Annotated in this window: 21 protein-coding genes and 1 tRNA gene; 9 read left to right on the top strand and 13 right to left on the bottom strand. The window is 29.6% G+C overall.

Annotated features, from left to right (window positions below; all coding sequences use genetic code 11):
• Positions 1-129 precede the first annotated feature (129 nt).
• Positions 130-211, top strand: a tRNA-Tyr gene (locus INR78_RS00830).
• Positions 212-279: 68 nt separating this feature from the next.
• On the opposite strand, the gene INR78_RS00825 is transcribed toward INR78_RS00830, so the two are convergent.
• From INR78_RS00825 to INR78_RS00785, 9 genes are all read right to left on the bottom strand, one after another.
• Positions 280-711: a DUF2141 domain-containing protein gene (locus tag INR78_RS00825; protein WP_027878580.1), complete on the bottom strand. Its 432-nt coding sequence runs from the start codon at positions 709-711 to the stop codon at positions 280-282.
• A gap of 102 nt (positions 712-813) precedes the next feature.
• Positions 814-2,058 (bottom strand): OmpA family protein, encoded by a 1,245-nt coding sequence (locus tag INR78_RS00820; protein ID WP_223077076.1) that lies wholly within the window; start codon positions 2,056-2,058, stop codon positions 814-816.
• A gap of 94 nt (positions 2,059-2,152) precedes the next feature.
• Positions 2,153-3,484, bottom strand: coding sequence for a DUF58 domain-containing protein (locus INR78_RS00815; protein ID WP_027878582.1), 1,332 nt, complete (start codon positions 3,482-3,484; stop codon positions 2,153-2,155).
• Positions 3,485-3,490: 6 nt separating this feature from the next.
• Positions 3,491-4,030 carry a hypothetical protein gene (locus INR78_RS00810; protein ID WP_223077075.1) on the bottom strand — a complete coding sequence of 180 codons (540 nt, stop codon included), beginning with the start codon at positions 4,028-4,030 and terminating at the stop codon, positions 3,491-3,493.
• Between the two features lie 13 nt (positions 4,031-4,043).
• On the bottom strand, positions 4,044-5,138 hold the full coding sequence (locus tag INR78_RS00805; RefSeq protein ID WP_223077074.1) for a MoxR family ATPase: 1,095 nt from the start codon (positions 5,136-5,138) through the stop codon (positions 4,044-4,046).
• Positions 5,139-5,141: 3 nt separating this feature from the next.
• Positions 5,142-6,338, bottom strand: a complete 1,197-nt coding sequence (locus INR78_RS00800) for a DUF4350 domain-containing protein (protein ID WP_223077073.1) — start codon at positions 6,336-6,338, stop codon at positions 5,142-5,144.
• Positions 6,335-7,105: a DUF4129 domain-containing protein gene (locus INR78_RS00795; protein ID WP_223077072.1), complete on the bottom strand. Its 771-nt coding sequence runs from the start codon at positions 7,103-7,105 to the stop codon at positions 6,335-6,337. Before INR78_RS00795 ends, INR78_RS00800 begins: the two co-directional genes overlap by 4 nt.
• Positions 7,098-8,039: a hypothetical protein gene (locus tag INR78_RS00790; RefSeq protein ID WP_223077071.1), complete on the bottom strand. Its 942-nt coding sequence runs from the start codon at positions 8,037-8,039 to the stop codon at positions 7,098-7,100. Before INR78_RS00790 ends, INR78_RS00795 begins: the two co-directional genes overlap by 8 nt.
• Entirely contained in the window at positions 8,020-9,003 is a 984-nt protein-coding gene (locus tag INR78_RS00785) for a stage II sporulation protein M (protein WP_106676995.1), read from the bottom strand. Before INR78_RS00785 ends, INR78_RS00790 begins: the two co-directional genes overlap by 20 nt.
• A gap of 79 nt (positions 9,004-9,082) precedes the next feature.
• Here INR78_RS00785 and INR78_RS00780 point away from each other — a divergent pair, with 79 nt between their 5' ends.
• Complete coding sequence (locus INR78_RS00780; RefSeq protein ID WP_027878588.1) at positions 9,083-9,829, top strand: RDD family protein; 747 nt, start codon at positions 9,083-9,085, stop codon at positions 9,827-9,829.
• Positions 9,830-9,932: 103 nt separating this feature from the next.
• Entirely contained in the window at positions 9,933-10,535 is a 603-nt protein-coding gene (locus INR78_RS00775) for a trimeric intracellular cation channel family protein (RefSeq protein ID WP_223077070.1), read from the top strand.
• A 9-nt stretch (positions 10,536-10,544) separates the two neighbouring features.
• On the opposite strand, the gene INR78_RS00770 is transcribed toward INR78_RS00775, so the two are convergent.
• The gene (locus INR78_RS00770; protein WP_223077069.1) at positions 10,545-11,252 is read right to left on the bottom strand and encodes a peptidylprolyl isomerase; all 708 of its coding nucleotides are present in this window, start codon (positions 11,250-11,252) and stop codon (positions 10,545-10,547) included.
• Between the two features lie 7 nt (positions 11,253-11,259).
• Here INR78_RS00770 and INR78_RS00765 point away from each other — a divergent pair, with 7 nt between their 5' ends.
• Together INR78_RS00765 and INR78_RS00760 are read left to right on the top strand one after the other, a co-directional pair.
• The gene (locus tag INR78_RS00765) at positions 11,260-11,901 is read left to right on the top strand and encodes a CoA pyrophosphatase (protein ID WP_223077068.1); all 642 of its coding nucleotides are present in this window, start codon (positions 11,260-11,262) and stop codon (positions 11,899-11,901) included.
• A 47-nt stretch (positions 11,902-11,948) separates the two neighbouring features.
• Positions 11,949-12,755 carry a 1-acyl-sn-glycerol-3-phosphate acyltransferase gene (locus INR78_RS00760; protein ID WP_223077067.1) on the top strand — a complete coding sequence of 269 codons (807 nt, stop codon included), beginning with the start codon at positions 11,949-11,951 and terminating at the stop codon, positions 12,753-12,755.
• A 29-nt stretch (positions 12,756-12,784) separates the two neighbouring features.
• Here INR78_RS00760 and INR78_RS00755 read toward each other — a convergent pair whose 3' ends face one another.
• Positions 12,785-13,417: a hypothetical protein gene (locus INR78_RS00755; RefSeq protein ID WP_223077066.1), complete on the bottom strand. Its 633-nt coding sequence runs from the start codon at positions 13,415-13,417 to the stop codon at positions 12,785-12,787.
• Between the two features lie 3 nt (positions 13,418-13,420).
• Complete coding sequence (locus tag INR78_RS00750) at positions 13,421-13,915, bottom strand: RNA polymerase sigma factor (RefSeq protein WP_027878594.1); 495 nt, start codon at positions 13,913-13,915, stop codon at positions 13,421-13,423.
• A gap of 173 nt (positions 13,916-14,088) precedes the next feature.
• Between INR78_RS00750 and INR78_RS00745 the strand changes: the two genes are divergently transcribed.
• The 4 genes from INR78_RS00745 (at position 14,089) to INR78_RS00730 (ending at position 16,828) form a co-directional block, all read left to right on the top strand.
• Positions 14,089-14,268: a hypothetical protein gene (locus tag INR78_RS00745; RefSeq protein ID WP_223077065.1), complete on the top strand. Its 180-nt coding sequence runs from the start codon at positions 14,089-14,091 to the stop codon at positions 14,266-14,268.
• Position 14,269: 1 nt separating this feature from the next.
• Positions 14,270-15,628 carry a histidine kinase gene (locus INR78_RS00740; RefSeq protein ID WP_223077064.1) on the top strand — a complete coding sequence of 453 codons (1,359 nt, stop codon included), beginning with the start codon at positions 14,270-14,272 and terminating at the stop codon, positions 15,626-15,628.
• Between the two features lie 22 nt (positions 15,629-15,650).
• Entirely contained in the window at positions 15,651-15,992 is a 342-nt protein-coding gene (locus INR78_RS00735) for a 2TM domain-containing protein (protein ID WP_027878597.1), read from the top strand.
• Between the two features lie 80 nt (positions 15,993-16,072).
• Positions 16,073-16,828 (top strand): LytTR family DNA-binding domain-containing protein, encoded by a 756-nt coding sequence (locus INR78_RS00730; protein WP_223077063.1) that lies wholly within the window; start codon positions 16,073-16,075, stop codon positions 16,826-16,828.
• On the opposite strand, the gene INR78_RS00725 is transcribed toward INR78_RS00730, so the two are convergent.
• Positions 16,829-18,013, bottom strand: coding sequence for an LETM1-related biofilm-associated protein (locus INR78_RS00725; RefSeq protein ID WP_223077062.1), 1,185 nt, complete (start codon positions 18,011-18,013; stop codon positions 16,829-16,831). It lies immediately after the preceding gene.
• Positions 18,014-18,066: the final 53 nt, after the last annotated feature.

Raw genomic sequence — 18,066 nt, 5'->3', positions numbered from 1 at the left:
AAGCCTCAATTCTTTCTTGAGGCTTTTTTGTAACTACTTAAAAATCAAATTAATTTGAAATAAATACAAAAAAGGTTAAAATTTTACTTTGTTTAGAATAATAACTTAAATATATTTGCCGACGGTTTTGGGGAGATACTCAAGCGGCCAACGAGGGCAGACTGTAAATCTGCTGACTATGTCTTCGCAGGTTCGAATCCTGCTCTCCCCACAAAAAAAAGCGCTCTACTTAGAGCGCTTTTTTAGTTTTTTGATTGATTGAGTTGGTTGGTTTATTGATTAAAATCTAATATTAAAGCTTAAATCTTTATCGTTTACTTCAAATTTTGCATCTTGGTATTGAGGCGGACCATAAGACATTGGATTGTTAGACATACCGTAACTTTCTAATGGCATACCATTTTCAAAATCCATACGATTATTATCATTTTCGTCATGCATAACCATAATGGCGTATGTGCCAACTTCAACATTTTTAAAAGTAACGGTTATTTGTCCGTTTTCTATTTTAGACTTTAAGTTTTTTATACCAGGACCTTTCATAAAAGTGTCTTCGGTATGTAGACCCAAAATAACACTACCTTTATCATTTTTAATGTTTTGTATGGTAACAGTAATATTTTGACCATTAGAAGTTACTTTTGTTTCTGTTTGAGCATTTACATTTAAAGTAAATATTAAAGCTATTAAAAGTGTGTAAATAGTTTTCATAATTAATCGGTTTTGTTGTTTTTTGATAGTTCAAATGTCTAACAAAACATGAGGCTTTCACAAACTAAGTCACCGAACTGTAGATTTTTTATGACGAATTGTTTATTCTACAGGAATTACCTCTACACGTCTATTTTTTACTCTACCTTCTTCTGTATTACTTGTGTCTACAGGATATTGTTCTCCAAAACCTTTAACTATTAAACTTTCTGCGTTAATACCTTTATTTAATAAGTAATTTTTTACTGTATTAGCTCTTTCAAAAGATAGTTTAAGATTGGTTTCTTCTGTTGCTGTATTATCTGTATGTCCAGAAATTAAATATTTTTTAAATTTTCCTTTTGATATAAGTTGAGCAATATTCTCAAGTTTTTTAATTTCTGAAGGTCTAATTTCTGCTTTACTTAATTCAAAATAAATTACAATAGGTTTTAGGTTTTTAAGCTCTTCTTTACTGTAAGCATTTTTTATCTCTTTTTTAGGACAACCATTTTCTGTTCCTTGTAGTTTAGGACATTTATCATATTTATCTGGTACACCATCTTTATCATAATCTGGTAATGGACAACCTTTGTTGCTAATATCTCCTGCTATTGTAGGACATCTATCATAAAGGTCTGCAACACCATCGTTATCTTGATCTGGACAACCGTTATTGGTTCCTGGTGTATCTGGACAGTTGTCTTCTTTATCAGGTATTCCATCTTTATCGGTGTCAGGACATCCATTAAATTTTGCTAATCCAAATGTGTCAGGACATTCGTCCTCTTGATTAAAAATACCATCATTATCATTGTCTGCACCTCCAAATTTAAAAATTATTCCTGCAGAATGTTGATAATGACTTAAACCATAATCTTCAAAAGCATGCTTGTAGGCACTTTGTGCTGTAAAACCAAAATTGTAAGTCAACCAAAAATCTATACCTACAGCTCCGTTTACTGTTCCTGCGCCAATTTCGTCTAACCAAGTATATCCGCCACCAAGACTTACGTATGGATTAAAAGTAATATTATTGATTAGTTTGTATTTAAACATACCGTCAATAGATATGTACGGAAATTTTTCGTCTCTGTTGGTATGTTCTTGTTTTATGCTATTTAGTGACACAAGTGCTTCAAAAGATATTTTATTCTTTAAATGTCTAGCTAAAGCTAATTTAAAACCTGCAGGATCCATATTCCATGTTTGAAATTTTCCTTCTTCACCGGGTAATTTTCTTACAGGATTATTTACTGCGTTTGTGCTTAAACTTGCTGTCCAAGGAGAATAATTATCTTGAGCAAAAGTTGTTAATGTAAAGGATAGGGAAAGAATTACAGTTAGTAATAAAACTAAGTGTTTCATGTTTTTAGTAAATTGATTAATAGCAAAGCCAATATAAACTAAAAAAACAGAATATTAAAAATAAATAGATAACAGGTAAAGTTTGGCGATTAGCTTACAATAAACCACGTGCTTTAATTTCTAAATACTTATTAATAGTATCTAATGTAAGGTTTTCTGGAGTAGTTAAAATAGAGTAAATACCATACTTTTTAAGTTCGTTAACGATTAGGCGTTTTTCAAAAGCAAATTTTTCTGCAATTACCTTATCATAAGTTTGCTGTATCGTTTCGGCAGGTGCTTTGATAAATTTATCTAGCTCTGTATTTTCAAAGAAAATAACAACTAGTAAATGGTTTTTTGCAATACCTTTTAAATATGGTAATTGTCTATGTAAACTGTCTAATGTTTCGAAGTTTGTATAGAGTAATATTAAACTTCTGTGGGTAATATTTCTTTTTATATCTGCATATAATCTGCCAAAGTCACTCTCAAAAAAATCGGTGTTAACATTGTATAAGCCTTCAAGAATTAAATTCATTTGAGATGTTCTTCTTTCTGCAACTACACGATTTTCAACACGTTTAGAAAAGGTGAAAATACCTGCTTTGTCTTGCTTTTTTAATGCTACATTGCTAATCACTAAAGATGCATTTATAGCATAATCCAAAAGGGTCAATTGGTTAAAAGGCATTTTCATAACACGACCTTTATCTATAACAGAATATACTGGTTGCGATTTTTCATCTTGAAATTGATTAACCATTAACGCATTTCGTTTTGCGGTAGCTTTCCAGTTAATGGTACGCAAATCGTCACCTAAAACGTAGTCTTTAATTTGTTCAAACTCCATTGTGTGACCAAGTCTACGCACTTTTTTGATACCGTATTGCAACAAATTATTACTAAAAGCCATCAAGTCGTATTTTTTTAATTGAATAAAACTTGGGTAGTTAGGTACCATTGCATTATCGTTAAAAGTAAAACGTCTTGCGACTAAACCAAACACCGATTTCGCGTATATATTTAGTTTTCCAAAGTGATATTCGCCACGTTCTACCGGACGTAATTGGTATTCTAGTTTAGATGAAGATGTTGCGTTTAGCTTTCTTTCAATATTAAAATCTCTTACTTGAAATTGTTCAGGAATTTCGTCAATGATATTTGTATATATAGGAAATGTATAAAAGTTTTCAATCTCAAGTTGAATTGGATTTTGATCTCCGTTTGAAAGTTTTTCGGGTAAAATTCTTGAGGCTAAAATTCCTTTTTTAGCTGAAAATAATAGCAACGTATCTAATAATGTTAATGCGATTAAGCCTAAAAGCAAAAAAGAAACAATATTGAGTAATCTTGGAAACAAAAAGCTAACCACATACAATATCATAATGGCAATGCATGCATAGAAAAAACGGTTTTGTATGTAAAATGGTTTTATGAGTTTCACTTTAAATTATCCTTTAAAATTAATCGGTTGATTTAAAATTTGTAATTTTACTTTATGATCTATATTACCTAGGCTATCTTTTAAATGTTCAATATTTATATTGTAAGATTTATTATAAAATGCTAAGGTTTTATCTAATTTTTCTTTCTTTTCTTTTGCAATTTTTACTCTTGTAAAGTAATGATTTAATGTACCAATACCTTTGCCCATAGGAACAAGAGCAACACCAAATAAAATAAGTGTTATTGTAGAAATAAATCCTTTATCAAATATAAATTTTGTTATTATCATAGATAAAATAATTATTCCTATACCAATACTCATATTAATTATTCCTAAACCTACTTGATTGGTTTTTTCTTTCTGAGTAGATTCAAATTCAATATTAGTATCAATAATTTGTTTTTCGGTTTCCTTATTTAAAACTATTGAAGGACATGTTTTACTAAAAGTAGGTCTTTCGTTAGTTAAAGCACATAAAGTACCTCTTGAGAAATCTACAATTTTATTATCGCAAAGTTTACAATGATCAGAGTTTAATAGCATTAGATTAATTGTTTTACCTTGGTATTTCTACAGCTTCTATAATCTGCTTTATAATTTGTTTGCTTGTTACACCTTCCATTTCGCGTTCTGGCGTCACAATAACACGATGTTGTAACACTGGTATTGCTGCTTGTTTAATGTCTTCTGGAGTTACAAAATCGCGTCCATTCATTGCAGCAAAAGCTTTACTAGATTTTAGAATAGCTATAGATGCTCTTGGTGATGCGCCTAAATATAAAAATGGATTGTTACGTGTGTTTACTATAATATCTGCGATGTATTTTATTAAATGACTTTCGATAATAATCTGATTGACTAAACCTTGAAATTCTTTAATTTTTTCTTGACTTAAATAAGTCGTGATTTGATTAATTTTTTTATTTCCTTTTAAGTCGTGTTCACGATTTAAGATTTCTATTTCTTCTTCTAAATTAGGGTAATCAATATCTATTTTGAAAAGAAAACGGTCTAATTGTGCTTCTGGTAAACGATACGTCCCTTCTTGCTCTACAGGGTTTTGAGTAGCTAAAACAATAAAAGGTAAACTCATTTGATATTTATTACCGTCTATAGTAATTTGGCGTTCTTCCATTACTTCAAACAAAGCAGCTTGTGTTTTTGCTGGTGCACGGTTAATCTCGTCAATTAAAACCATGTTAGAAAAAATAGGACCTTTTTTAAACTCAAATTCAGATTTTTTCATGTCAAAAACCGAAGTTCCTAAAATATCACTCGGCATTAAATCGGGCGTAAATTGAATACGACTAAAATCAATTGCTAAAGATTTGGCTAATAAACGTGCCGATATTGTTTTAGCAACACCAGGAACACCTTCTATTAAAGCATGACCGTTGGCTAAAATAGCTGCAATTAACATATCAATCATTCCTTTTTGACCAACAATTACTTTACTAATTTCTGACTTTATTTGTGCAACACCTTGTTGCAGTTCGGTTAAGTCAATACGGTTAGTAAAGTTTACATTATCGTCACTTGCTTCTGGTGTAACATTATCTGAAATAACATCATTTGTTGGTGCCGAATTTTCTGTGTTTTCAGCATCTGACGGAATGTGAGTTTTTTTGTCTTCGTTATTAAATTCTTCCATAATTTATGCGGTGTAAAAATCTTCTATTTGCTTATTTAAATGGATTAAATCTGCTTCTGTACATTGTGGTTTTGCTTTTAAATGTACTATAGATTTAACTAACTGTTGTATTTGTTCTTTGTCTTTTCCTGATTTCTGGATCAGTAGCTTAGTAAAACGTTCGTCTAAAACTTGTGTGTCTAAAAAGTAAACACGTCTTAAATATTCTAAAAAGTAAGTTATTTTCTTTTCAACTAAATTATTATGATCTTTAGTTTCGTAATATAAATTACCAATGGTTTTAGTAAATGCTACGGTAGTATTTTCGTGCGGTTTAATTTCTTTAACAATGCGTTGTCTTCGTTTTGCGTTAAAAATTAAGAACAAAAACAAACTAATTAATCCTAAATACCAAGCATAACGTAGAGCATCTTGACTTAATATAAACCTAAGTTTAGAACCGCTAACGTTAGTGTTAGCTTTATTTAATGAGTTGTAATAAATATTGTCTTCTGGCAGATATCCTAAAACAGCTTCGGTATATTTTTTATTGTTTTTCTTTAATAAACTATAATTTGTGAATGCTATAGGTTGTAAATGAAGTAAAAACTGTCCATCATAATGTTTTACTTTTATAAAGTTAGGAAACGCAATACTGTCAAACGTTTGATGTCCTAAAACAGTTGTAAGATCTTTATCAAGTTTTGAAAAATGAAAGTTGTTAATACCTCTATCTATGGTGATGCTATCTGTTTTAAACCTTGGATTGGTTAATGTAAAATAGCTATTACCTTTTAAATCATATTCATTAGTAGTATTAAATCCTAAAGAGTCTTTTAATCGTTTAGGAAAGTAATTGCTAGACATTAAAACTGTATTACCGTAGGATACAAAATCTAGAAGTTCTTGTGCAGAAATGTCGTCCATTTCTGAGTATTGGGCAATGTGTATAAAATTACCTGTAATGGTGTATTCATCTTCTTCCCAATTGTAATACTCGTCAAAAAACTCGTAAGGTGTTTTTCTTACGTCTGTAAATTCTTTATCAGAAAAAACGTTTTCTAATTCTTCATGAAAAATATAAGTTCCAAAAGGTATTTTATGTCTTTCATTATAAGTTGGTTTCCAATTTATAGGTCGTTCTTTAGTAAGCTCAATAAAAGCAATTAAGCCTAAAAAAAGGATTAGTAATCCTACATAAATTTTTATAGTTCTGTTCATGCTTTTACTGAGTTTAAAAAGTTAGTAAAAGCACGTTTTGCTTTGTCAAACTGAGGTTGATCTACGTTAAACTCTCCATACCAAATGTAATTATATAGGTAAGATGTATAGGCAAATTGTTCTGAGATTTCTGGTGTTTTTATTTCGTATTGATAGTCGCTGTTTGTTTTTTCTGGATCGTAGTCTATAATTTCTTTTTCTGATAAGCCTTTTAAAAGCCACAAATAGTAATATCTAATGGCTAGCCTGTAATTGTTATTACTTTCGGCTTCGCTTATTAAAGCTTTAAAATTTGTTTGATGAATATTGTTTTCTAGATCTGCTACAGGAATAATTTTTTTATCTGAAGATTTGCCAAAAACCCATGCACCTTCTTTGTTAACAATAGCTTTAAAGATAAAATAGATAACTAACAAGAAAATAATTACACCTGCAATTTTTAAAGCTATGTCTGTAGCTCTAGAAGCTTGACCAGCGTTTTGAATATTAAATAGACTTTTTAGAAAATCTGAAACCGCTTTTTTAAATCGTGTCCACCAACCAGAACTAGCTTTACTGCGTTGGTAAATAAAATCATCTTCGGTATATTTTTCAGATAAGTTATCAAATTGTTTCGGTAGGACGTTTGCATTATCTGTTGCAACAGAATCTATTGCTTCTAAATACTCATAGTCTTCATAGACTTCTTGCGAGTGTTTTTGAAGCGCATTAGCAGTACCAAAAGCTAATAAAAAAAGGATAATATGTAGTTTAAGTAATTTACTCACCAGATCCTATTTCGTCAATAACACTTTTAGTATTTACGTTTTCGCTGGTTTCTTTTAAACCGTAATACACAATACTTTGGTTAACTTGTATAATGGTTTGTAAAGTTGTACTAATAATAAATGCAATTACAGAAATAACTATAGCTAAAATTAAACTACCAACAGGCATCTCATCTATAGTTACAGGTTCTTGTATAACAGTTATACTTTGTACACCTTGTACAATACCCTGAATTAGACCAACACCCATCTGTACAACGTAAGCCATTAAGTAAAAAATACCAATGCAACCTACAGCATGCCAAAATTTACTTCTAATTAATTGCCATGCATAACCAAAGCTGTCCCAAAAATTACGTTTATTGTCTAATTGCTCTAAAAGTGTCATATGATAAAGACTACTAAAAATACCTATTAAAAACGGTAGCGCAAGTATACCAACAATAGTTATTGCTAGTATAAAACCGACGATACCAAAGATAATAGCCAAAGGTATAGCTAAAATAAAGCCTAAAATTACAAACATGATAAGTTTACCAGCATTGGCTTTGTAGCTATCTTTAATTTCTTTCATACCAAAATTGGGACCATTATGTTTTTCAAAAAGTTTAAAGTAAATAGGAGTGAAGGCATACACAATTATCCAAAATAATATAGATAAAATTACAACACCTATAATGGTAAGCACAAAAACACCAAAGTTTTTGTTAGCAAATTGGTCTATTGACGCAGATGGGTTACCAGAAGTAGAAAAACTATACATAAAAGACTCTGTATAAGTTTTAGTTACATAATAACTTACAATAGCTAATAGAATAATAAGTGCACCACTAACAGTAAAAAAGAAAGTAAAGAAGTGTTTACCGTGTTCTTTTAAAAAAGTAAATGTGTCTTGAAAAAACGAGTTAAAGTCTCTATTTTGATAAAGCTTCATAGTTTAGTTTTGTTTTTCGGTTAACAATAAACGGATATATTAAATAGTAAAATGAAATTATGCTTAGCGTAGTAAGTATGATACCAATAGATAGCCAATTTGGCATTATGTTAGAATATCTAGTAACATAACCTTCTAAAAATCCAGCAGCAATAGTAAAAGGAAATGTGCTTATTAAAATTTTAACTCCAACTTTTACACCTCTTTTAAAAGATGTCATCCTAGAGAAAGTTTTAGGAAATAAAATACTAGCGCCTAAAATAAAACCAGCAGCACCTTCTATAACAATTGCAAAAATCTCCATAGCGCCATGTATCCAGATACCTCTAACGCTTTCCCAAAACACATCTTCTTTTACAAACATATATTGAAAAGAGCCTAGCATAATGCCATTTTCCATTAAAATATAACCTGTGCCTAAACCTCCAAAAATACCAAAGACAAAAGAGGTTATACCAACATAAAGATTGTTTAATGTAATACCAAAAGCGCTTCCCCAATTACTACCACTTTTGTAAATAGCAACAGGATCTCCTTTTTCAATATTTTCTAAGGTTAAATTTACGTAATGATCACCAAGAACAAGTCTAATAAAAGCATCATCAAACTCTGCAGATAGAGCACCAATAGCTACAAAACTTAAAAAAACTAAAAAAGCGTAAGCCACGTAACGTCTGTATTCATACATTATTAATGGGACTTCAGTCTTCCAAAAATATACAAATCTATTAGTGTCTTGTCGTTTAGTTTTATAGATTTTTTGGAACGCTTTTGCTGCTAAATTATTAAGATATAAAACTGTTTTACTTTTTGGGTAATACGTTTGTGCATATGACAAGTCATTAACCAATTGTGTGTAAAGTGAGGCTAATTCGTCTGGGTTTTTTAGTTGTTTTCCAAAAATAGCTTGTTCAAATTCTAGCCATTTTTCTTTGTTGGTTTTGATAAAAGCGACTTCTCTCATAAAGCAACCAAATCTACATATTTTTTATATTAAAACCACTTTTATGCGTTAAAAAAATGCTTACATTTGACCTTAGCTTATGGTCAATATATCAATAAATACCACACAAAACGTAAATATAAATTTTGTCGCAGCTAGTGTTGGCGAACGTTTGCTCGCATATCTTATAGATTGGATTATAAAAATAGCTTATGTTATTGTTGTTTATCAATTAATGTTTAAAGCTTTTAATTTTGAAGATTGGGCTAAAGATATGGACCAATGGTCTGTAGGTGCAGTTGTTGTGTTTTTTTATTTGCCAGCTATATTTTATTCTCTGATTTTTGAATCGCTTTTAGATGGACAAACACCAGGAAAACGTATAATTAAAATAAAAGTGGTTAAAATAGATGGCTATCAAGCTTCTTTTCCAGATTTTATTGTAAGATGGTTTTTTAGAATAGTAGATTTGAATTTGTTTTCTGGTATTATAGGTTTAATAGCAGTAGTTACAAGTAATAAAAACCAAAGAATAGGAGATATGACAGCAGGAACAGGTGTTATAGCTTTAAAAAATAAAGTCAATATTAGTCATACTATTTTAGAAGAACTTAAAGAAGATTACACACCAACTTATCCATCAGTAATAAAGTTGTCAGATAATGATGTACGTATTATTAAAGAAACATATTTGGCTGCTAAAAAATCTAAAGATTACGCTACATTAATTAAGTTAAGAGTTAAAGTAATTGAGGTAATGGAAATTAGACACCAAGTTGAAAGTAATGATATGGAATTTATTTCTACAGTTATAAAAGATTACAACTATTACACACAAAACATGTAAGCAGACAACCACTTTTTTTATAAAAAAAAAGTGTGTGAATCGCTTATACTGAGCGCAGTCGAAGTATCTTTTACTATTAAATTTTAAAAACAATTTCAATCCAATGTTTTACATCATAGATATTTTAGGAACTATTGCTTTTGCAATTTCTGGTGTACTTGTAGCACTTAACAAACGTATGGACGCATTTGGTATTTTAATTATTGCGTTTGTAACAGCAGTTGGTGGCGGAACATTAAGAGATGTTTTGATTGGCGAAACACCTGTAAGTTGGATGAAAGACATGAACTATGCTTACTTTATTTTTGGAGCAACTGTTTTTGCTGTTGTCTTCAGAAATAAAATAGATTACTTACGTAAGTCACTGTTTTTATTCGATACTATCGGTATTGGATTATACACTGTCATTGGAATTGAAAAAGGAATTTCAGCAGATTTACATCCCGTAATTTGTGTTTTTTTAGGAACAATGAGTGCGTGTTTTGGCGGCGTTATTAGAGATATTTTATGTAACGAAATACCCGTAATTTTCAGAAAAGAAGTCTATGCAACAGCTTGTATTTTAGGTGGCGTCACATACTTTGCGGTTAGCCAATTACCAATTGTTACTAATTTTGTGTTTGTAATTTCTGGAGCAGTAGTTATTATTGTAAGGTTAATCGCTGTAAAATTTAAAGTAAGTTTACCAAGTCTTTACAAAGATTAGTATCATTGTTTATTCTAAAACTTCAACAGTTTTAATATATACATTAACAAAAGGCCAATCAGACTCGTCTGTTTTTACAGCGTTTATTTTATCAACAACATCCATTCCTTTAACAACTTTTCCAAAAATAGTGTAATCACCATCTAAATGAAAGGCGTCTTGCTGCGTAATAAAAAACTCATAAGGCGATGCTAATTTATGAGGGTTTTCAATATCACTACTTGGCATAGAAATTACACCTCGATGATGTGTAAAACCACGTTTTGTATCTGTAGGTAATAAGTAATGACCTATTTTATGTCGTTTTCTGGCTACTCTAATATCATCTGTGTTTCCACCTTGAATAATAAAGTTTTTAACCACACGATGAAACTGAGTATTATCAAAAGCTCCAATTTTTGCTAAATAAATAAAGTTAGCACGATGAAACTTGGTTTCATTAAACAATAAAATATCAATATCTCCCATGCTTGTTTTAATGCGTACTTTATTCTCTAAGTTGTCTTTTTCATATTCTAAGAAAAAGTCCATAACATTTTCTTCAGTTAAATAAGGATATTCCTTTTTCTTAATCGAATCTTTTTTAACCGTTTTAGTATCTGTTTTAACAGTGTCTGCAGCTTGTTTGGCGTTGTTATAGTTAGTTTTAGTCTTAGATTGCTTATCTTCACAGTTAAATAAAATAAGACAAAGACTAAAAAAAAGAAATAGGCGCATTTTTTAAATGAATTTTAAGGATTTTACCATAGCATTGTCAAAAATAAAAAATATACCACTACCAGCCGAAACATCTCAGTTTAAAATGGCTCCACCATATCGTGAAGCACTTTTGCAGCAGCAAAAAGATAAGATGAAACATGCTAGGCAAAGTGCAGTAATGGCATTGTTTTATCCAGATTTAGAGTTACAAACTAAACTTATTTTAATTTTAAGAAAAACTTACAAAGGTGTACACTCGGCACAAGTTGGTTTTCCTGGTGGAAAAGTAGAACATTCTGACCAAAATTTGATGCAAACCGCTTTAAGAGAAACTCACGAAGAAGTAGGTGTAAAACCAGATTATATTAAGGTTTACAAAGAAATGACGCAAGTTTATATTCCGCCAAGTAACTTTGTAGTTCAGCCTTATTTAGGAATTGCAGAGCAAACTCCAAAATTTATCAAACAAGAAACAGAAGTAGAAGATTTAATAGAAGTTTACTTAAAAGATTTGTTAAGTGATAGTAATTTAACCCATAAAACAGTAAAAACCAGTTATGGTGTTGATGTTGAGGTGCCTGCCTTTAATTTAAGTAATTATTTGGTTTGGGGCGCAACAGCAATGATGCTTAGCGAAGTTAAAGACTTATTAAAACAGGTTTTATAAGTGCTTTGATTTGTTATATTTGTAGCTCCTTAAAACTTAAACACACTATGGGATTATTTAAAAAAAATCCTTTCGGACATATACTTTTTGTAAAAAAATGGTTAATCAGAATCTTAGGTCTTTTAACACACAGACGCTATAGAGGCTTTAATGAGTTACAAATTGAAGGTTCTGAAATTATAAGACAATTACCAGATACAAACGTTTTATTTATATCTAATCACCAAACGTATTTTGCAGATGTTATTGCTATGTTTCATGTATTTAATGCAGCATTATCAAACCGACAAGATAATATTAAAAATGTAGGTTATTTATGGAATCCTAAGCTAAACATGTATTATGTAGCTGCAAAAGAAACTATGAAATCTGGTTTAATACCAAAGATTTTTGCTTATACAGGATCTATAAGTATAGAGCGTACTTGGCGTAGTCAAGGAAAAGACGTTAATCGTCAAGTAAAAATGAGTGATATTTCTGCAATAAAACGCGCTTTAGATGATGGTTGGGTTGTTACATTTCCGCAAGGAACTACAACACCTTTTAAGCCTATTAGAAAAGGAACAGCTCATATTATAAAACACTACAAACCTGTGGTTGTACCTATTGTAATTGATGGTTTTAGAAGAAGTTTTGACAAAAAAGGACTAAGAATTAAAAAGAAAAACGTCTATCAAACTTTTGAAATTAAAGAACCTTTAAAAATTGATTACGAGAATGAAAGTATTCAAGATATTGTTGAAAAAATAGAATACGCTATAGAGCAACATCCTTCATTTTTAAAAGTAATCCCAGAAAAAGAATTACTTGCACAAGAAGAGCTTAATAAGCAACGAGAATTTTTAAATGAATAATATATATAGTATTTATTATTCAATGTTGATTAAACTTCCATTTTCTTTAGTTCTTTATAATTTCTATTTAATCGTCTAAGGATAATACCATAGATTAGATTATAGATAAACCAAACAACACCAGCAAATAAGAGCGTAAAAAGAAAAATACCTCCAATAAGTTTTAAAATTTGAAAGTTTGTCAAATGTTCTAAATCTATCTCACTAGAGTTTGTTTTGATGGCTTTATACATAAAGTAAGGGACTAAAACAACAATGAAAGTTAGATTATATAAAACATAGTATTTTACTATTTTTCTTGTTCTTAAAATACTTTTCATTAATTTTTTTGTGTCATCAACGACTGTAATAGATTTATAAGATCTAAAGAGTAAAATAACAAAAAGAATTATTACTACGTATGATAGAACTTCAATGCTTTGATTAAGAAGGCTATCATTATATACTTTATTAAAATGCTGTCTGTAACTTTTTGAAAAAACAAAAGGTAATACATTAACACTAATCAAGAAAATTAACTCAGCAATGCTTATGTAAAATAGTTTTTTTACAAGACTTGACGACTTTTTATGTAACATGGCATATAAATCACTACTTGATTTTTTTTCAAAAGTGTTATTGTTTTTTTGCCAATCTTTCTTTAATAATTCTAATTCATCCATGTTTTACGGATTTAAAATGGTTTTTAGCTTTTTTTTCACTCTGTTCATTTTCACTCTGGCATTAACTTCGCTAATTCCCAAGGTCTCACTAATTTCTCGGTAATCTTTATCCTCTAGATATAAAAATACTAGAGCTTTTTCAATGTCATTTAATTGGTGTACAGCTTGATACATTAATTTTAATTGTTCTTCTTCTGTGCTGTCATATTCTTCTGCACTAATTTTAAATTGTATAGCATCAAATTCTTGCGTTTTTATACGACGTTTAGATTTACGATACAATGTAATTGCTGTATTTAAACCAACTCTATACATCCAAGTTGTAAATTTACTATCACCTCTAAACTTCGGGAAGGCTTTCCATAGTTGTATGGTAATCTCCTGAAATAAGTCGTTGTGTGCATCATAATTATTGGTGTAAAGTCTACAGACTTTGTGCACAATATTTTGATGCTTTTCTAGTAATTCTACAAAATTATGTTCTGATGGTTTATCCAATATCTTTTAGTTAGTTGTACTTATTTGTAGCTTAAATAAAGAAGATGTTACACAAAATTAGAATTATTTTTTGCGTAGCTACAATTCGTCATAAAAAAATAACAGTTCGGTATTTCAATTTTTAAAAACCTAAACTCTTAATAGATATTTGCCTTGTAATTAAAACACAAACCATGTTTAAACTCGTATTAATAATTGTAATGGCTGTAACAGGACAAGTAAAAGGTCTAGACAAATCTTTAGTAGCAAAAGCAGATAAAACACCTATTTTTACTACCTTTAATCCATATCAAAACACTAATTTGTATAGCAAAAATAAGTGTTTATTAACTTTAGAAACTAACAAAAAATAGGATGATTAAATTTTTAAAAGAAACCGCTAAAGCCTTTTCAATTGGTGTTCTAGTCTTTTTAATTAGAGGCATATTTATATTGGCTAATGGTAACACATTAGATTTTAACCAAGATTTAGCTTTAGATTTTTTTTATAATCAATTATTTGCAGTGTCATTATACTTAGCCAACGCCTATTTTGTAACGTACATGATGAATAAGTATAAGCAAGACTTATTTAAACTTAATCGTCTTTTAGTTGCTTTAATGTCTTCAGTATTTATATCATTAGCAACCATTTTTATACTTAGATTTTTAATAATAGTTTATGGGTATAACCAAGACGCTACATCGTTTTTACAAAATGAGAAAGTAGTTTTTTATTGGATGTCTTTAACTATATCTGTAGTCATAACAGCTATATTTTATACGGTTTACTATATAAAATCTAAACAAGAAACTAAGGTAAAAGAGCAAAAAGTAATTGCAGGAACAGCTAGTGCTAAGTTTGATGCTTTAAAAAACCAATTAGATCCACATTTTTTATTTAATAGCTTAAATGTATTAACCAGTTTAATTGAAGAGAATCCAGACAAAGCACAGCAATTTACAACTAGTTTATCAAAAGTATATAGATATGTATTAGAGCAGAAAAATAAAGAATTAGTGACAGTAGACGAAGAGCTAAAGTTTGCAAAAACCTACATGTCTTTATTAAAAAACAGATTTGAAGATAGTATAATTTTTGAAATACCAGAACAAGCACAAAATCCAGAAAGTAAAGTTGTACCACTTTCATTACAATTATTATTAGAAAATGCTGTAAAGCATAACGTAGTAACAAGTAGCAAACCGTTACAAATTAAAATATTTGAAAGCAACGGAAATTTAGTTGTAAAAAATAATCTACAACCCAAAAAAATATTAAAAAAGAGTAGTGGTGTTGGATTAGCAAACATTAGACAACGCTACCAATTATTAACAAATAAAAAAGTAATCATCAATCAAGAAGCAAACAGTTTTGCAGTTGCATTACCAATGCTTACAAAACAAGTATCAGTTATGAGACAACAACAATTATCACAATCAAAAATGCTTGACAGTTATGCAAGAGCAAGACAACACGTAGAAGAATTAAAAGGGTTTTATTTTAGCCTAGCAGCTTACTGTATCGTTATACCAAGTTTATATTTTATTTGGTACAAATTTACACCATTTACAATTCAATGGTTTTGGTTTCCTATGATAGGTTGGGGATTTGGACTAACAGCACAAGCCTTTAGAGTATTTGTAAATAATGGCAAATTTGGACGCAGCTGGGAACAAAGAAAAATAGACCAATTTATGAGAGAAGAAGAACAAGAAAAACGTTGGAATTAATAACAAAAAAACATTAAAAATCATGAGAAATACAGATATACAACCTTACGAAGATAATTTTTCTAGAAAAGAATTTTTAAAAGAAGAAGCCTACCAAAGAGCTAAAGAAAAAGTAAAGAAAATAGTAGGATTTTATTGGCATTTAGCGGTATACATCGTAGTAAACATATTTATTATTTTAGCAATTGTATTAAATGGCGGATCCTTATGGCATTTTGGTACGTTATCAACACCATTATTTTGGGGAATAGGTTTATTTTTTCATTTCCTAGGAGTTTTTGGACCTAGAGTATTTTTTGGAAAAGATTGGGAACAAAGAAAAATTAAAGAGTTTATGGATAAAGAAGAGTCTATGTGGGAATAGTTCTTTTTCAGTAAGCAGTAAGCAGTAAGCAGTTTATTACTTCTGTTGCCAATAATCAACCACTCATAAAAAAAATAAAAATGAAAGTTATAATTATAGAAGACGAAAAACCATCAGCAAGACGATTGCAACGTATGCTAACCAACCTAAATGTAGAAGCTACAACGCTTTTACATTCTGTAGAAGAGTCTATTAACTGGTTTAAAAACAATACACATCCAGATTTGATATTCTTAGACATACAATTAAGTGATGGTTTATCGTTTGAAATTTTTGAAACCATAGAGATCAATTCTGCTATAATATTCACAACTGCTTATGATGAGTACGCATTACAAGCCTTCAAGCTTAACAGTATTGACTATTTACTTAAACCAATTGACGCAGAAGATTTAGAACAAGCAGTACAAAAATATAAGTCAAGATTACCACAAAAAACTAATATGTCTTTAGATTTTGAAGACATAAAAAAACTATTAGTCAATCCAATTGACAGAGTATATAAAAAACGTTTTTCTATAAAAGTAGGACAACACATAAAGCTTGTAAATACAGATGAAATAGAATGTTTTTATAGCGAAAATAAAGGCACATACTTGCATACTACAGATAATAGAAACTATTTGCTAGAAAACACTTTAGAAGCTTTAGAAGAAGAGATTGATCCAACACAGTTTTTTAGAGTAAATCGTAAATTTTATGTAAACATAGAAGCTATTAAAGACATTATAAGTTATACCAACTCCAGGTTACAAATTAAGTTAAACTCTTATAATGAAAATGATGTAATTGTAGCTAGAGAACGTGTTAAAGATTTTAAGGAATGGTTAGATTAACTATTCCTTTTTTTCTTCTTCAATACGGTTATCATCAAAAGCACTTGGTAATAATTTAGGTATAAACTTAACCACAATTGGTAGTAATAACGCGCCGCCAGGCAATAAAAAGATAGCAAGACTTGGTATAGATTTAAAAATATCTAATAACTGGTCTTGTACTTTTTTTTGTTCTTCTTTAGAAAGGTCTCTTATAGTAGATTGAGATAATAATAGCAGTAACTCTTTACTCTCTTTAAGTTCTTTAGTTAGACGTTTTCCGTTTCTTTTAATTAATTTTAAAACAAAACTTGTAGAGTTATCGTAAAATGTTTTTACTATGTTTTTTGATCCTAAAAGCGGTACTTCTTCTTTAAATTTTTTATAAAAACTTGCTATGCTACTAGATGCTTGGTGTACATGCAGGTTGCTTAAATTTAACTGTTTACCTAAATCAGATAAAAAAAGTTCTTCATTACTATCAATTTTAGCATCTGTCCAAGTTGCCATAGCTGCCATATCTAAACAATATTTTGCAAAAATTTCGGTTTCTACTTTAGCTATTGCTAGGTCGTAGTCTAATACTTTTTCATGTTCGTATCTTGCAGATTGCTCAAAAAGGTCAATTAAATTTTCATCATAATCAGACTTGTGCTTCTTTGCATTAAGTGTATTAATAACAATACTTTCTATAATAATTTCATGATCTCTTAAAAAATCATCACTAATATTTTTGTCTTGTAAGTAAACTCTAAAAGCAATAATATCTATAAAAAGTAAGGCATTGGTTACAAAGTAGTTAAAGCTTTTATCTATTAGGTTGTCATCAATTTGTATACGCTTATTAATAATCCTTTCAACACTATCCTCTTTATCTTTATTGCCAATAAATATATTTAAAAACGAAGATCTTTTTTTGTTTAAAGCATTGTAAAATGCATCAACATCTGTATAAAAATCATTTTTACTTTCACTATTAATATGAATGATAAGTAACGCAATTACTAAGTTAATTTTGCAAAGTTCTTCACTTTCGTAATCATTATTTTTGATAAGGTTAGCAACAATATCTACGTTGCTTCCATAGATAAATCCGCAATGTCTAAACGCTTCGTAATAGTTTTCAAGACTCGTATTTTTTAAGACTATATTAGGGTTTAAGTCTCTTATTAATTTTTTTATCCAACCTGTAGCCGATGGGTTCATGCCTTAAAATAAATAGATGGTAAAGATATATTTTTAATCTGATTTTATCACTT

The sequence above is a fragment of the Mesoflavibacter sp. SCSIO 43206 genome (assembly GCF_019904215.1).
GTDB classification, from domain to species: Bacteria; Bacteroidota; Bacteroidia; order Flavobacteriales; family Flavobacteriaceae; genus Mesoflavibacter; species Mesoflavibacter zeaxanthinifaciens.
Note: the sequence above shows the minus strand (reverse complement) of the source record. Positions and strands in the feature narration are given on the sequence as shown.

What these genes read in the sequence shown, in the direction of transcription:
- INR78_RS00825 (WP_027878580.1), bottom strand. Translation starts at nt 711, where the DNA reads ATGAAAACTATTTACACACTTTTAATAGCTTTAATATTTACTTTAAAT.
- INR78_RS00820 (WP_223077076.1), bottom strand. Translation starts at nt 2,058, where the DNA reads ATGAAACACTTAGTTTTATTACTAACTGTAATTCTTTCCCTATCCTTT.
- INR78_RS00810 (WP_223077075.1), bottom strand. Translation starts at nt 4,030, where the DNA reads ATGCTATTAAACTCTGATCATTGTAAACTTTGCGATAATAAAATTGTA.
- INR78_RS00805 (WP_223077074.1), bottom strand. Translation starts at nt 5,138, where the DNA reads ATGGAAGAATTTAATAACGAAGACAAAAAAACTCACATTCCGTCAGAT.
- INR78_RS00800 (WP_223077073.1), bottom strand. Translation starts at nt 6,338, where the DNA reads ATGAACAGAACTATAAAAATTTATGTAGGATTACTAATCCTTTTTTTA.
- INR78_RS00790 (WP_223077071.1), bottom strand. Translation starts at nt 8,039, where the DNA reads ATGAAGCTTTATCAAAATAGAGACTTTAACTCGTTTTTTCAAGACACA.
- INR78_RS00785 (WP_106676995.1), bottom strand. Translation starts at nt 9,003, where the DNA reads ATGAGAGAAGTCGCTTTTATCAAAACCAACAAAGAAAAATGGCTAGAA.
- INR78_RS00780 (WP_027878588.1), top strand. Translation starts at nt 9,083, where the DNA reads ATGGTCAATATATCAATAAATACCACACAAAACGTAAATATAAATTTT.
- INR78_RS00775 (WP_223077070.1), top strand. Translation starts at nt 9,933, where the DNA reads ATGTTTTACATCATAGATATTTTAGGAACTATTGCTTTTGCAATTTCT.
- INR78_RS00770 (WP_223077069.1), bottom strand. Translation starts at nt 11,252, where the DNA reads ATGCGCCTATTTCTTTTTTTTAGTCTTTGTCTTATTTTATTTAACTGT.
- INR78_RS00765 (WP_223077068.1), top strand. Translation starts at nt 11,260, where the DNA reads ATGAATTTTAAGGATTTTACCATAGCATTGTCAAAAATAAAAAATATA.
- INR78_RS00760 (WP_223077067.1), top strand. Translation starts at nt 11,949, where the DNA reads ATGGGATTATTTAAAAAAAATCCTTTCGGACATATACTTTTTGTAAAA.
- INR78_RS00755 (WP_223077066.1), bottom strand. Translation starts at nt 13,417, where the DNA reads ATGGATGAATTAGAATTATTAAAGAAAGATTGGCAAAAAAACAATAAC.
- INR78_RS00745 (WP_223077065.1), top strand. Translation starts at nt 14,089, where the DNA reads ATGTTTAAACTCGTATTAATAATTGTAATGGCTGTAACAGGACAAGTA.
- INR78_RS00740 (WP_223077064.1), top strand. Translation starts at nt 14,270, where the DNA reads ATGATTAAATTTTTAAAAGAAACCGCTAAAGCCTTTTCAATTGGTGTT.
- INR78_RS00735 (WP_027878597.1), top strand. Translation starts at nt 15,651, where the DNA reads ATGAGAAATACAGATATACAACCTTACGAAGATAATTTTTCTAGAAAA.
- INR78_RS00730 (WP_223077063.1), top strand. Translation starts at nt 16,073, where the DNA reads ATGAAAGTTATAATTATAGAAGACGAAAAACCATCAGCAAGACGATTG.
- INR78_RS00725 (WP_223077062.1), bottom strand. Translation starts at nt 18,013, where the DNA reads ATGAACCCATCGGCTACAGGTTGGATAAAAAAATTAATAAGAGACTTA.